Raw genomic sequence first — 13,326 nt, forward strand, 5'->3', positions numbered from 1 at the left:
GACGGCGATGGAGTAACTGACGGCGATGAGATTATTGACGGAACCGACCCAACCGATCCTTGTGAATTTGTAGTAACAAGTCAAACAGTACCAACTTCTACCGTATGGAACGATTTAGATTGTGATAACGATGGTGTTACCAATGGTGATGAGATTGCCAATGGAACGGACCCACTAAATCCAGATACCGATGGCGATGGAGTAACTGACGGCGATGAGATTATCGACGGAACCGACCCAACCGATCCTTGTGACTTCGATGTAACAAGTCAGACAGTAGATCCAAGTGCAGAATGGAACGATTTAGATTGTGATAATGACGGAATCAATAATGGTGACGAAGTTATCTTAGGAACTGATCCATTAAATCCAGATACAGATGGAGATGGAGTAACTGATGGCGATGAGATTATCGACGGAACAGATCCAACTGACCCTTGTGAATTTGTGTTAGCGAGTCAAACAGTACCAACTAGTACCGTATGGAATGACTTAGACTGTGATAATGACGGAATCAGTAATGGCGACGAGATTATCTTAGGAACCGATCCGCAGAATTCAGATACAGATGGTGATGGTGTAATTGACGGTGATGAAGTTAACGATGGAACTGATCCTATTGATCCTTGTGACTTCGATGTAACAAGTCAGACAGTAGATCCAAGTGCAGAATGGAACGATTTAGATTGTGATGGTGATGGAGTTACTAATGGTGATGAAATTGCTAATGGAACCGATCCAGGAGATTCTTGTTCATTCGTATTCACAAGTCAAACAACGACTCCTTCAAATGAATGGAATACGTTAGATTGTGATGGTGATGGAGTTGTAAATGGTATTGAAATCAGTAACGGTACAGATCCAACTGATCCTTGTGATTTCCTTGCGGAAAGTCAAACAGTACCACCTTCTAACGAATGGAACGACCTTGATTGTGACGGAGACGGAGTTACTAATGGTGATGAGATTGCCGATGGAACCGATCCAACCGATCCTTGTTCATTCGTATTGGCAAGTCAAACAGTTGATCCAAGTGCCGTATGGAACGATTTAGACTGTGATAACGACGGAATCAGTAATGGAAACGAAGTTGTCTTAGGTACAGATCCACAGAATTCAGATACAGACGGAGACGGTGTGATAGATGGTGATGAAATTAACGATGGAACAGATCCTAATGACCCTTGTAGCTTCGATATAACAAGTCAGACAGTAGATCCAAGCACAGAATGGAATGATCTTGACTGTGATGGTGATGGAGTAACCAATGGTGATGAAATTAACGATGGTACAGATCCGCAAAATGGATGTGACTTTGTGGAAGGAAGTCAAACATTACCTTCAACTACATGGAACGATCTTGATTGTGACGGTGATGGGATAACTAACGGTGATGAAATTGCTGGAGGAACAGATCCTTATAACCCTTGTAGTTTCGATAGTACAAATCAGACATTACCAACAACTACAGTATGGAATGAACTTGATTGCGATAATGATGGAGTAACCAACGGTGATGAAGTCAATGATGGTACAAACCCATTAGATCAGTGTGATTTTGTTCTAGAAAGTCAAACACTTCCAACGTCACAAGAATGGTTAGACTTTGATTGTGATGGAGATGGAGTAACCAACGGTGATGAGATTATTGATGGTACAGACCCATTAAGTGTTTGCGACTTCGATTATATGAGCCAAACAGTATCGCCAACAGTTATATGGTTAAGCGCAGATTGTGATTGTGACGGTGCTGGTGACGGCATCCCTAACGGTGATGAGATGGGTGATGTGAATGGAAATGGAATTCCAGATTTCTTAGAGTGTAATAATGGAGACATTACTTCTGAAGATAATCTTGATGTGTTTGATATCATGACGCCAAACGGTGATGGACTAAACGATGTGTTTACAATTAGAGGTATCGATAAATACCCTAATAACACAGTTGAAATCTATAACAGATGGGGTGTGAAGGTATTCGAAACGAGAGAATATGGTGTTGGAGATAATTACTTCCGCGGAATCTCAAACGGAAGGGTAACCATTTCTGAAACAGAACAACTACCAGTAGGTACTTATTACTATGTGATAACATATGTAAATGATAATGGTGAAACCAAGAAAATGGCCGGTCCACTTTACATAAACAGAAATTAGAAATTATAGAAAATGCCTGTCGGATGATGCATTCGACAGGCTAAACATAAACGATATGAGAAATAATAAACTAACTCTTTTGGTGCTTTTCGTCCTAGGATTGTACGCAAATATCGCCTCTGCACAGCAAGATGCTCAATATACTCAGTATATGTATAATACATTGAGTGTAAATCCAGCATATGCAGGAGCTAGAGATGTATTTAGTTTTGTAGGACTGTATAGAAATCAATGGTTTGGTAATAACATCAAAGGAACCCCAAAAACATTTACAGCATCTGTGCACTCGCCAATTGCAAAAAATGTTTCCTTAGGTCTTAATGCGGTTCGCGATGAAATCTTTATTACACAAGAAACCTATTTAGATTTAGATTTTAGTTATACACTTCATGTTTCAGATGAAGCGCGTTTAAACTTAGGTATTAAAGGAGGGGCGCATTTATTAGATGTAGACACACAGCGTGCTTACGAAGGCGCATACAATCCAGGAGATCCAGATGCGGAAGTATTTATAGATAATAAGTTTTCTCCTCAATTTGGAGTTGGAGCTTATTATTTTACGAATAATTTTTACTTAGGATTAAGTGCTCCAAACATTTTAGAAACGGAACATTTTGACGAATCTTCAGTAGATCCAAATAGCACATCTAGTGCAACTGCTAAGGAAAAAATCAATTTTTACCTTACTTCAGGGTATGTTTTCGATCTTAATGAAGACATCAAATTTAAACCAGCAGTATTGACGAAATTAGTTGAAGGAGCTCCGTTACAGGTAGACCTTTCCGCAAACTTTTTGGTAAATGAAAAATTTACGCTTGGAGCTGCTTATCGATGGAGTGCTGCATTAAGTGCGATGGTTGGATTTCAAATTTCTGAAGAGTTGATGTTAGGTTTGGCATACGACCGTGAAACTACCGAGCTTACACAATACAACAATGGGTCTTTTGAGGTTTTCTTGCGATACGAGATATTTAAGAACTCTAAAAATATGGTTTCTCCAAGATTCTTTTAATAGACAAAACTTACTCGAACATGAAAAATATACTTAAACTATTTTTAGCTTTTACGTTTTTAACTTCATCGCTAGTAAGCGCCCAAGAAGGGAAAATTAAAAAAGGAAATAAAGAATACAACGAAAATGCATTTATTGATGCGCAACAAGCCTATTTAAAAGTTGTTGAAAATGGATTTAAAACTCAAGATGTGCTGCAAAAGTTAGGAGATTCCTATTACTTTACAGCAGACTATGAGAATGCTACCAAATGGTATGAAGAACTATACAATAGTTATGGGCCCTCTGTGAGTCCAGATTACTTGTACAGATATGCGCAGTCTTTAAAGAGTTTGAGACGTTATAGAGCTTCAGACAATATCATGGAAAAATTTTATGCAATTAACGGAAACGATAATCGTGCGGTATTTTTTGCAAACGAAAGAGGATATTTAAAACAGATTTCTGAAGCACCTCGTTTTGAAGTAGCCAAAGTAAACTTCAATACAAAACTTTCAGATTTTGCACCTTCTTACTATATAGACAAATTGGTATTTGCTTCAAATGGACAAAAAAAATCAGAAAAACCAAGAACTCATAACTGGAATGATCAGCCTTTTCTAGACTTATATTCAATTTCCGTAGAAGCTTCCGAAGAGAGTGTTGAAGCATTTAGTGGAAAAGTAAATACTAAATTTCACGAATCTACAGCGGTATTTACCAAAGATGGAGAAGCGGTTTATTTTACAAGAAACAACTATACAAAAGGAAATTATAAAAAAGATGCCAACGGAACCAATCGTTTGAAGCTTTATAGAGGTAAAAAACAAGAAAACGGAAATTGGGATATCGAAGAGCTACCCTTCAATAATAACGAATACTCAGTGGCACACCCAGCATTAAGTGTTGACGAAAAAACATTGTACTTTGCGAGTGACATGCCTGGAGGAAAAGGGGCATCAGATTTATATAAAGTTACCATTACTGATGAAGGATTTTCAGTTCCAGAAAGTTTAGGCGACGGAATTAATACCAAAGAAAGAGAAACATTTCCGTTTGTAAGTTCAGACAACAAATTGTACTTCGCTTCAGATGGACATGTTGGTCTTGGCGGACTAGATATTTTTGTGACGGAAATTGATGGAGAAAACCATTTTAAAAAAGTGTACAACCTAGGAGCACCACTTAATAGCCCTTTTGATGATTTTACATTTATCATTAATGCCGCTACAGATACAGGTTATTTCGCTTCCAACAGAAAAGGAGGCGTAGGCGACGATGATATCTATAGCTTTAAAAGAACAGCACCGCTTGTGATTACTTGCGATCAAGTTGTGGATGGGTTTATCTTAGATGAAACAAGTAAAGAGCCAATAGCTGCTGCTAAAGTTGTTTTGTTAGATGAAAATAATACAGTTGTTTCTGAAAGTACTTCGGAAGCTAACGGTCATTTTACGTTCAATTTAGAATGTGTAAAAGCCTACTCAGTTCGTGCTACGAAAGAAGGGTTTTCAACTGAAGAAAAGTCGTTTGCCTCTTCAGAAACAAATAAAACTGTAATTGAAAAAACACTACTGCTTAAAAAAGGAAAAGATTTAAATGTTTCTCCCATTGGTATAGGAAGTGATTTAGCAAAATTATTAAATTTAAGTCCGATTAATTTTGATTTAAATCGATACAATATTAGACCAGACGCAGCTGTTGAGTTGCAAAAAGTAATCGCGGTTTTAAATGAATACCCAACAATGAAAATTGATGTGCGTTCGCATACCGATAGCCGTGGAAGAGATTCGTACAATAAAACGTTATCGCAAAAACGTGCGCAAGCAACAATGGATTACATTGTAAAAGAAGGCGGTATCGATAGAACGAGAATAACAGGCATGGGATACGGGGAAACGACACTGCTTAATCATTGTTCAAATGGTGTAAAATGTGAAGATTACGTTCATGAACAAAACAGAAGATCAGAGTTTATTGTAGTCGAAAATTAAAGATTACTACAATTAATTGTAAATAAAAAACCCACGCAACTTGCGTGGGTTTTTATTTTTATAAGAGCTACTAGGGATTAATGATCTCCTTTAATAGCGTCTTTAGTGTCTTTAGCACCTTTTTGAATTGCATCACCAGCGTCTTTTACAGCACCTTCAGTTGCGTCTTTAGCATCTTTTAATGCATCTCCAGTTGCATCAACTGCATCTTCAATAGCATCTCCAGTTGCATCGGTAGCGTCTTCAATAGCGTCACCTGCATCTTCCATTGCATCTTTAGTCGTGTCTGCTGCATCTTCCATTACTTCTTCCATAGAATCAGCTGCATCTTCAGCTTTTTTTTCTGTATCTCTACAAGAGTAAACAGATGCGATTAAACATACTGAAGCAAAAGTTAAAATTAATTTTTTCATTGTTGATATAAATTAGTGATTAATAGTGGGTAAAAGTACTTATTTTTTTAATACAACAACCTTTCAAAGGCAAATGTTACGCTTATAAAATATTTTTTTTTAACATTTACCGATTCTTCGGAAAAAATCCACTATTACTTGGAAATATTCCAAAAATAGTATAAATTTGAGTATGGATAAAGATCTTTCAATAGAAGCAAAGCGTTTTAAAAAAGTGCGAGAGGCTTTGCATTATACCCAGCAATCATTTGCAGAGGTGATTGGTATAAAGGGAAGTACGGCAGATATCGAACGCGGTAAAACCAAAGTTTCTGGTAAAGTTGTCATGGAATTGCTTCGACAGTTTAATATTAACCCCTTATGGCTTTTTGGAAAAAGCTTTACACAATATATTTCTATACATGGGGATGATGTAAGCCCAAAAGTAATTACGGTAGATGCTTCCGAAAAAGAAACCATCCTTTTGGTCAATCAAAAAGCCGCTGCAGGGTATCCGCATAACATTCAAGATGTCGATTGGTATGAAACATTGCCTGCCTTTTCCATTCCTTTGCCAGAATACAGAAATGCAACCTATCGCGGTTTTCAGGTTGAAGGAGATAGCATGTTGCCTAATATTAGACCCAATGAATGGGTTTTAGGAAGAGCAGTGCCCAGTATTTCCGAAGCTAGTGATAGTAAAATCTATATCGTAGTTTTAAAAGATTCTGTTTTGGTAAAAAAACTTCAGAAAGTACCTAATATGCCAGAAAAAGTGAAGCTTATTTCTCTTAATGAAGAGTACCTTCCAATTAATATTAATATTCAAGATATTCAGGAGTTGTGGTTGGTAAATAGCAAACTTACTTTTGGAATCGACGAACCTTCAGACAGTACTTTATTACGGCAATTGCAAGAGTCTATGAATGAATTAAAAGGTCAAATACGAAACCTAAACACATAAAAAAAGAGGCTTAGTTATAAGCCTCTTTTTTTTACAATACTGATGTATTAGTTATCATCAGTCATATCGGTTTCTTTGATTTTGGTGTTACCCTCATCATCCGTTTTAATTTTCACTTTTTTGTCGTCGGTTTCCATTTTAATTTTTGTTTCACCGTCGTCTTTTTTAACTTTAATGTCAGCGCCTTCATCTCGCATTTCTTCAATAAGAGCTTCTTTTTCAGATTTTTGCTCTCTACAAGAAGTAAAAGATGTGGTCAAGAATGTTGCGGTAAGCGCAATAAAAATTAACTTTTTCATAATAGATGGTTTTAATTATGGTTCAAATGTAAAACCCTTAAAAGTTAATTTTTCATAATCAATAGCTAATAATTTAATAAATATTGCGTAAAACACATAAAATTAACAAAATAAATGAATTTTAATAAATTGTTTAATTTTCTTCGGAAGCTTCAGAAAAACAATTCAAAAGAGTGGATGGATGCCAACCGTAAAGAATACTTTGAAGTCAGAGATTTTTATATTGCTTGGTTGCAAACAATGAATGATACCCTCGCAACAATCGATGCAGACTATTTTGATACGCCTGGTAAGAAAGCTATTAATAGAATAAATAACAACCTATTATATCACCCCAATAAGCCTACGTACAAAGATCATTTTGGAGCGGGATTAGACCAACGCAGCAAACAAGGTGATTTTTATATTGAGTTAGGTGTTCATGGATCTTTTATAGGTGGCGGTTACTGGCATCCTTCTTCTAAATTATTGAAAAGCATTCGGGAAGCCATAGATTATGATGGGGACGTTTTACAGGAAATTCTTCAGAAAAAAAGCTTCAAAAAGATGTTTGGCGGTCTCATTGAAAGTGAGTCGTTAAAAACGGCACCGAAAGGCTTTTCAACAGACCATAAACACATCGATTTATTACGGCGTAAGTCGTTTGCGGTGGGTTGTTCTTTTTCCGAAGCAGACGTGTGTAACGCTAATTTTAATGAAAAAGTAATTGCAGTGTATCAAGAATTGCTGCCTTTCCGAAGGTATTTAAATAACGCCGTTAGTGTTTAGCTTAAGCGTTCGTTTTGCTTTTTAAGGAGTCTAGTTTTTCAATATAATCCATTACCGTTTTAGTGGCTCCAGTATTGTTATTGATAAAATGTCCAGCAATCATTCCTGTTTTATTTCTGAAAGAAGCGTTGTTGGTTAATTTTTCTAGTATTTCGGTACATTCTTGTGCATTCGAAACAGAAAATAATCCGGCCAATTGTTGTAGTTTTTTAGCTTCTGGGAATTTCTCGAAATTTTTACCAATCACAATCGGAACCCCAAAAGTAGCAGGTTCTAGAATATTATGTAATCCCGTAGCGCCCATCGCACCTCCCACATACGCAATGTCTGCGTAGTTGTATATTTTGGTAAGCAATCCTACCATATCGATAATGAATACGTTTGCTTCGGAAAGGTTTTTAGTTTTTTTTACTTCGGAAAGTGATATCACTTCAGAATATAAGGCTGTTTTTTTCTGAATGTTTTTTCTGAAGGTATGTATTTTTGAAGGTTCAATTTTATGCGGTGCAATCACAAATTTTACATTTTCTGAAGCTGCATTGATAGAGTCTAATAATACGACTTCGTCTTCTGTCCAGGTGCTTCCGCAGACAATACACAGCGAATCTCCCTTAAATTGCTCCATAAAATCCAGTGTGTTGTTCTGTTCAATTTGGTGCGAAACTCGATCAAAACGAGTATCGCCACTTACCGTAAAATTGGAAATTCCAATACTAGAAAGTAAGTCTTTCGAATTTTCATTTTGCAAAAACAAATGGTCAAAAGTGCCAAGTGCTTTTCGCATAAATCCGCCATAAGGTTTAAAAAAGGATTGTTTAGATCGAAATAATCCAGAGACCAACAGCGTCGGAATCTTATTTTTTTGAAGTTCGAAAAGGTAATTAGGCCAAAATTCATATTTGATGAATATTGCTAACGAGGGATTTGTAGCCGCTATAAATTTTTTCGCATTTTGAAGGGTGTCTAAGGGCAAATACACAACAACATCGGCAATAGGGTCCTTTTTCTTAACCTCGTATCCCGATGGAGAAAAAAAGGAAACCACAATTTTATGGTTTGGAAGTAGTTGTTTACAAGCATTCATGATAGGAACGCCTTGTTCAAACTCTCCCAAAGAAGCGCAATGAAACCAAAGGGTTGTCTCGTTGGGAGCTATGTTTTCAGAAAGCGTATTAAAAACATCCTTTCTTCCAGAAACAAAAAGCTTCATCTTTTTACTAAAAAGAGGTAAGATGCCTATAAAAAGGCTCGTGATTTTTATTAAAATGGTGTATAATATCCGCATAAGGTAAAACCTAAGTGCTAAAATACGCTTCTTTGCGTAATTACATTGCTTGCCGTTTTCTATTTTTGTAATTTTACGATACTATAAGATTACTATTTTTTCAATAAAGAATATGCGAAAAATACAAATGGTAGACCTTAAAGGTCAATACCAACAAATAAAAGAGCGAGTAGATGCTTCTATTCAAGAAGTAATTGAAACCACAGCTTTTATAAACGGCCCAGAAGTACATCAATTTCAAAAGGAATTAGAAGAATATTTAGGAGTAAAACACGTAATTCCGTGTGCCAATGGTACCGATGCGCTTCAAATTGCTATGATGGGATTAGGGTTAAAGCCCGGCGATGAAGTAATTACGGCCGATTTTACATTTGCAGCTACGGTAGAGGTGATTGCCTTATTGCAATTAACTCCCGTTTTGGTAGATGTAGATCCTATAAACTTCAACATCGATATTGATGCTATTAAAAAAGCAATTACACCAAAAACAAAAGCGATAGTTCCTGTTCATTTATTTGGGTTAACGGCCAATATGGATGAAATTATGGAGCTTGCCGAACAGCATAATTTATTTGTAATTGAAGACAATGCCCAGGGTATTGGAGCCGATTATATTTCGAAAGATGGAAGCAGAAAGAAAAGTGGAACCATCGGTCACGTTGCTTCTACATCCTTTTTTCCTTCTAAAAATTTAGGTTGTTATGGCGATGGAGGTGCGATTTTTACCAATGATGATGATTTAGCATACAGCATTCGTGGGATAGTGAATCACGGAATGTACGAGCGCTACCATCACGATGTTGTGGGGGTTAATTCTCGTTTGGATTCTATTCAAGCAGCGGTTTTGAGAGCTAAATTACCTCACTTAGATGAGTATAACGCTGCAAGAAGAACTGCGGCTAGAAAATATACAAAGGCACTTTCTGGAATTGATACGATTATCACACCTTCAGGATGTACTTTAGATGCATTGTGTAAAAATGATGTCTGTAATTGTCACGTATATCATCAATATACATTGCGTATTATCAATGCAGACCGAGATGGGTTGGTAAAACATTTAAATGAGAACGGAATTCCGTGTGGTGTTTATTATCCAATTCCATTACACAGTCAGAAGGCATATAAGGATGCGCGTTACAATGAGGCAGATTTCCCAGTAACCAATCAGTTGGTAAAAGAAGTGATTTCATTACCAATGCACACCGAATTAGACGACGAACAAATCGAATTTATTACAACAACACTTATAAATTTCATTGCCAAATAATGAAAAAAATACTTGTAACAGGAGGTTTAGGATATATTGGATCGCACACTGTAGTAGAACTTCAACATTCAGGTTTTGAAGTGGTGATTGTAGATAACCTTTCAAACTCTTCATTAGACGTTTTAGAAGGAATTATTTCAATTACTGGAAAAGCACCTACATTTGAAAAGCTAGATTTGCGTGTGAAATCGGATGTTTCAGCATTTTTTAAAAAGCACACTAATATTGATGGAATTATTCATTTTGCAGCAAGTAAAGCCGTTGGTGAAAGTGTGACCAATCCATTGCTCTATTATGAAAACAACTTGAACACCCTTGTTTATATGCTTCAAGAGTGTGAAACGCATAAGATTTCTAATTTTATTTTTAGTTCTTCTTGTACTGTTTATGGTGAGCCAGACTCCCTTCCTATTACTGAAAAAGCACCTATAAAAAAGGCAATTTCTCCGTACGGAAATACAAAGCAAATTAGTGAAGAGATTCTTTTTGATGTGTGTTCCGTTTCAGAATTAAAAGCAATCGCATTGCGTTATTTTAATCCGATAGGAGCTCATGAAACAGCAAGTATAGGTGAGTTGCCTATTGGAGTTCCTCAAAACTTAGTGCCATTTATCACACAAACTGCAGCGGGATTGAGAAATCAGTTGTCAGTTTTTGGCGATGATTATCCAACGCCGGATGGAAGTTGTATTCGTGATTACATTCATGTGGTCGATTTGGCAAAAGCACACGTAATTGCTTTAAAGCGATTACTTTCTGAAAAGAACGAGACAAATCTGGAAGTATTCAATATTGGAACGGGAAAAGGAACTTCTGTGCTAGAAGTGGTTTCTACTTTTGAAAAGGTAACAGATCAAAAACTAAATTATAAAATCGTTGAAAAACGTCCTGGTGATGTTATTTCGGTCTATGCTGATACCACCAAGGCGAATGAGATACTAGGCTGGAAAGCTGAAAAATCGTTGGATGACGCATTAATTTCTTCCTGGAAATGGGAGAAAAAAATCAGGAATTTATAATGTATTTTCTTGTTAACAGTCGTTTAACGAACGTTTAACGGTTATGTCTAGCTATACGCTACTTAGTTTTCTACCTTTGCACGCTAAAGAAAGGAACTATGAACTTGATAACAGTACAACGAAAAACAAAAAAGGAAAAACGGTTTACCCAAAAAATGGGGATGTTTACAGCCAAAGTGGTTTACATCAGAAAAACCTTTTTATCGATCCCTTTTAAAACATTGCATAAATACCGAGAAACGTATTACGGTGAAATAAAAGATTGCGAACATTGCAAATTAAGCGCATAAAAAAAGCCCTCAACTTGAGGGCTTTTTTTATGCGTATGTACTTTATAAAGTTGCTTTTTCAGTTTCAGATTCTCGGTTAATCTTTTTAACCAATCCTTGTAGTACATTTCCAGGGCCTACTTCAATAAACTTCGTAGCACCATCTTGAATCATGTGTTGAATGCTTTGTGTCCATTTTACAGGAGCTGTTAATTGCGAAATAAGGTTTTCTTTTATCTCAGAAGGGTCTGTTACAGCATGTGTGCTCACATTTTGATAAATAGGACACGCAGGTGCTGTAAATACGGTATTGCTTATTGCAAGGGCTAATTCTTCGCGAGCAGGCTCCATTAATGGGCTGTGAAACGCGCCACCAACGGGTAATAACAATGCACGTCTAGCGCCCGCTTCTTTTAAAGCTTCACAAGCAAGACCTACCGCTTCTATATCTCCAGAAATCACCAATTGCCCTGGGCAGTTGTAATTAGCAGCTACGACAATACCTGGTGTTTTCGCGCAAATTTCTTCCACAATAGCATCTTCTAATCCTAAAACAGCAGCCATGGTTGACGGTGTTAATTCACAGGCTTTTTGCATTGCTAAAGCACGTTTGTAAACTAAGGTTAATCCATCGTTAAAAGCAATAGTTCTGTTGGCTACTAATGCAGAGATTTCTCCTAAAGAGTGTCCAGCAACCATATCTGGTTGAAAAGAAGTTCCTAGTACTTCAGCAAGAATAGTAGAATGTAAAAATATTGCGGGTTGTGTTACATTGGTTTCTTTTAATTGATCCGCAGTTCCTTCGAACATGATTTTAGTAATGTCAAATCCTAAGGTCTCGTTGGCTTGGGTAAATAGCTCTTTCGCTCTTTGAGAAGATTCGTATAAATCTAATCCCATTCCTGAAAATTGGGCTCCTTGACCAGGAAATAAATATGCCTTCATAAATCTAAGTTTTAAGCTACAAAAATAGGTTTTTCAATCAATTCTTCCGAAGAAATTATAAACGAACAAAAGTTTGGTAGCTAAATGCGTAGTTGTGCCTCTCATCTTTAGGATGTGTAACTTCAGAAATTAGTTTCCATTCAGCCTCCGGAATTTCAGGGAAAAAGGCATCTGCATCAAAATTTCCTTGTACGCGGGTGAGTTCAATTTTATCTGCTAAAGCAATCCCTAAATGGTATATTTCGCCACCGCCAATAATAAAGGGTTGCGGATCTTCTTTCGCTAGTTCTAGTGCTTCTTCCATACTATGAACCACAACGGCACCTTCTTTTTGGTAATCTTTATTTCGTGTAATGACCAAATGTGTTCTGTTGGGCAATGGCTTCGGAAAAGACTCAAACGTCTTTCGCCCCATAATAATATGATGCCCTGTCGTAAGCTGTTTAAAACGCTTAAAATCGTCGGGTAAATGCCAAACCAAATCGTTGTCTTTCCCTAATTCGTTATGTAGGCCGGCAGCGGCTATAAGTGTAATCATTCTTCTATTGCTGGAGGTGAAGGCATTGTGTCGTGTTCCTTCTTTTTTTTTACGGCTTCCACAATGGCTTCCTGCGCCATTTGTTTATCAAGTTCTGCAATGCGTTTCTCTTGCTTTGCTTTAAGCTTTTCCAATTGTTTTGTTTCCCATTCTTTTCCCATAAACGTGTTCATGATCAAAACATTGAAAAGGTGAATTAAAAATATAAAAGCCCAAATTAAAATGGCCCAAACAAACCAATCTTTAATAAAGAAATCATTTCCGTAGCCTAAAACGGGATTGATTACCACTAAAAAGATAGCGCCAGCTAAAAACACTACAAAATGACGCATCAAGTTTTTCTTTTGCTTCACTCTAGCGCGCGCATATTCGTATTGTTCTCGTTGTTCTGGGTCTAATCTTTCTGTTTTTTTAGTTTTTGAAAACATAGTTAGT

General features: G+C 36.7%; 14 protein-coding genes. 8 read left to right on the forward strand and 6 right to left on the reverse strand.

The genetic code is table 11. The features are described from left to right. From BLQ00_RS10045 to BLQ00_RS10055, 3 genes are all read left to right on the forward strand, one after another. Positions 1-2,157: T9SS type B sorting domain-containing protein (locus tag BLQ00_RS10045; protein ID WP_139149386.1), on the forward strand; the 2,157-nt coding region annotated here is incomplete at its 5' end. Between the two features lie 55 nt (positions 2,158-2,212). Next, entirely contained in the window at positions 2,213-3,169 is a 957-nt protein-coding gene (locus tag BLQ00_RS10050; RefSeq protein WP_093143978.1) for a PorP/SprF family type IX secretion system membrane protein, read from the forward strand. A 20-nt stretch (positions 3,170-3,189) separates the two neighbouring features. After that, positions 3,190-5,142 (forward strand): OmpA family protein, encoded by a 1,953-nt coding sequence (locus BLQ00_RS10055; RefSeq protein WP_093143979.1) that lies wholly within the window; start codon positions 3,190-3,192, stop codon positions 5,140-5,142. A gap of 77 nt (positions 5,143-5,219) precedes the next feature. Here the strand turns inward: BLQ00_RS10055 and BLQ00_RS10060 are convergent, their stop codons facing one another. Next, positions 5,220-5,555, reverse strand: a complete 336-nt coding sequence (locus tag BLQ00_RS10060; RefSeq protein ID WP_093143981.1) for a hypothetical protein — start codon at positions 5,553-5,555, stop codon at positions 5,220-5,222. Between the two features lie 172 nt (positions 5,556-5,727). Here BLQ00_RS10060 and BLQ00_RS10065 point away from each other — a divergent pair, with 172 nt between their 5' ends. Continuing rightward, positions 5,728-6,498 carry an XRE family transcriptional regulator gene (locus tag BLQ00_RS10065; protein WP_093143982.1) on the forward strand — a complete coding sequence of 257 codons (771 nt, stop codon included), beginning with the start codon at positions 5,728-5,730 and terminating at the stop codon, positions 6,496-6,498. Positions 6,499-6,545: 47 nt separating this feature from the next. Here BLQ00_RS10065 and BLQ00_RS10070 read toward each other — a convergent pair whose 3' ends face one another. Then, positions 6,546-6,797 carry a hypothetical protein gene (locus BLQ00_RS10070; protein WP_093143984.1) on the reverse strand — a complete coding sequence of 84 codons (252 nt, stop codon included), beginning with the start codon at positions 6,795-6,797 and terminating at the stop codon, positions 6,546-6,548. Between the two features lie 114 nt (positions 6,798-6,911). On the opposite strand from BLQ00_RS10070, the gene BLQ00_RS10075 reads away from it, so the two are divergent. Beyond that, positions 6,912-7,565 (forward strand): DUF2461 domain-containing protein, encoded by a 654-nt coding sequence (locus BLQ00_RS10075; protein WP_093143985.1) that lies wholly within the window; start codon positions 6,912-6,914, stop codon positions 7,563-7,565. 1 nt (position 7,566) lies between these two features. Here BLQ00_RS10075 and BLQ00_RS10080 read toward each other — a convergent pair whose 3' ends face one another. Then, on the reverse strand, positions 7,567-8,775 hold the full coding sequence (locus BLQ00_RS10080; RefSeq protein ID WP_308425282.1) for a 3-deoxy-D-manno-octulosonic acid transferase: 1,209 nt from the start codon (positions 8,773-8,775) through the stop codon (positions 7,567-7,569). A 187-nt stretch (positions 8,776-8,962) separates the two neighbouring features. On the opposite strand from BLQ00_RS10080, the gene BLQ00_RS10085 reads away from it, so the two are divergent. The 3 genes from BLQ00_RS10085 (at position 8,963) to BLQ00_RS10095 (ending at position 11,429) form a co-directional block, all read left to right on the forward strand. Further along, positions 8,963-10,120 carry a DegT/DnrJ/EryC1/StrS family aminotransferase gene (locus BLQ00_RS10085; RefSeq protein WP_093143989.1) on the forward strand — a complete coding sequence of 386 codons (1,158 nt, stop codon included), beginning with the start codon at positions 8,963-8,965 and terminating at the stop codon, positions 10,118-10,120. After that, the gene (gene galE, locus BLQ00_RS10090; protein WP_093143991.1) at positions 10,120-11,139 is read left to right on the forward strand and encodes a UDP-glucose 4-epimerase GalE; all 1,020 of its coding nucleotides are present in this window, start codon (positions 10,120-10,122) and stop codon (positions 11,137-11,139) included. The genes BLQ00_RS10085 and galE overlap by 1 nt, the downstream gene beginning before the upstream one ends. Positions 11,140-11,237: 98 nt before the next feature. Then, positions 11,238-11,429 carry a hypothetical protein gene (locus BLQ00_RS10095; protein WP_093143992.1) on the forward strand — a complete coding sequence of 64 codons (192 nt, stop codon included), beginning with the start codon at positions 11,238-11,240 and terminating at the stop codon, positions 11,427-11,429. Positions 11,430-11,471: 42 nt separating this feature from the next. On the opposite strand, the gene fabD is transcribed toward BLQ00_RS10095, so the two are convergent. Genes fabD through BLQ00_RS10110 form a run of 3 tightly spaced genes read right to left on the reverse strand, consistent with a single transcriptional unit; the run spans position 11,472 to position 13,319 of the window. Further along, on the reverse strand, positions 11,472-12,353 hold the full coding sequence (gene fabD / locus BLQ00_RS10100) for an ACP S-malonyltransferase (protein WP_093143994.1): 882 nt from the start codon (positions 12,351-12,353) through the stop codon (positions 11,472-11,474). Between the two features lie 55 nt (positions 12,354-12,408). Continuing rightward, complete coding sequence (locus BLQ00_RS10105) at positions 12,409-12,891, reverse strand: dihydrofolate reductase (RefSeq protein WP_093143995.1); 483 nt, start codon at positions 12,889-12,891, stop codon at positions 12,409-12,411. After that, the gene (locus tag BLQ00_RS10110; RefSeq protein WP_093143997.1) at positions 12,888-13,319 is read right to left on the reverse strand and encodes a 2TM domain-containing protein; all 432 of its coding nucleotides are present in this window, start codon (positions 13,317-13,319) and stop codon (positions 12,888-12,890) included. Before BLQ00_RS10110 ends, BLQ00_RS10105 begins: the two co-directional genes overlap by 4 nt. Positions 13,320-13,326 lie beyond the last annotated feature (7 nt).

This window comes from Ulvibacter litoralis, from assembly GCF_900102055.1.
GTDB classification, from domain to species: domain Bacteria; phylum Bacteroidota; class Bacteroidia; order Flavobacteriales; family Flavobacteriaceae; genus Ulvibacter; species Ulvibacter litoralis.

Bases quoted from the DNA above. Each gene is read 5' to 3' on its own strand.
- BLQ00_RS10050 (WP_093143978.1), top strand. From the start codon at position 2,213: ATGAGAAATAATAAACTAACTCTTTTGGTGCTTTTCGTCCTAGGATTG.
- BLQ00_RS10055 (WP_093143979.1), top strand. From the start codon at position 3,190: ATGAAAAATATACTTAAACTATTTTTAGCTTTTACGTTTTTAACTTCA.
- BLQ00_RS10060 (WP_093143981.1), bottom strand. From the start codon at position 5,555: ATGAAAAAATTAATTTTAACTTTTGCTTCAGTATGTTTAATCGCATCT.
- BLQ00_RS10065 (WP_093143982.1), top strand. From the start codon at position 5,728: ATGGATAAAGATCTTTCAATAGAAGCAAAGCGTTTTAAAAAAGTGCGA.
- BLQ00_RS10070 (WP_093143984.1), bottom strand. From the start codon at position 6,797: ATGAAAAAGTTAATTTTTATTGCGCTTACCGCAACATTCTTGACCACA.
- BLQ00_RS10075 (WP_093143985.1), top strand. From the start codon at position 6,912: ATGAATTTTAATAAATTGTTTAATTTTCTTCGGAAGCTTCAGAAAAAC.
- BLQ00_RS10080 (WP_308425282.1), bottom strand. From the start codon at position 8,775: ATGAAGCTTTTTGTTTCTGGAAGAAAGGATGTTTTTAATACGCTTTCT.
- BLQ00_RS10085 (WP_093143989.1), top strand. From the start codon at position 8,963: ATGCGAAAAATACAAATGGTAGACCTTAAAGGTCAATACCAACAAATA.
- galE (WP_093143991.1), top strand. From the start codon at position 10,120: ATGAAAAAAATACTTGTAACAGGAGGTTTAGGATATATTGGATCGCAC.
- BLQ00_RS10095 (WP_093143992.1), top strand. From the start codon at position 11,238: ATGAACTTGATAACAGTACAACGAAAAACAAAAAAGGAAAAACGGTTT.
- fabD (WP_093143994.1), bottom strand. From the start codon at position 12,353: ATGAAGGCATATTTATTTCCTGGTCAAGGAGCCCAATTTTCAGGAATG.
- BLQ00_RS10105 (WP_093143995.1), bottom strand. From the start codon at position 12,891: ATGATTACACTTATAGCCGCTGCCGGCCTACATAACGAATTAGGGAAA.
- BLQ00_RS10110 (WP_093143997.1), bottom strand. From the start codon at position 13,319: ATGTTTTCAAAAACTAAAAAAACAGAAAGATTAGACCCAGAACAACGA.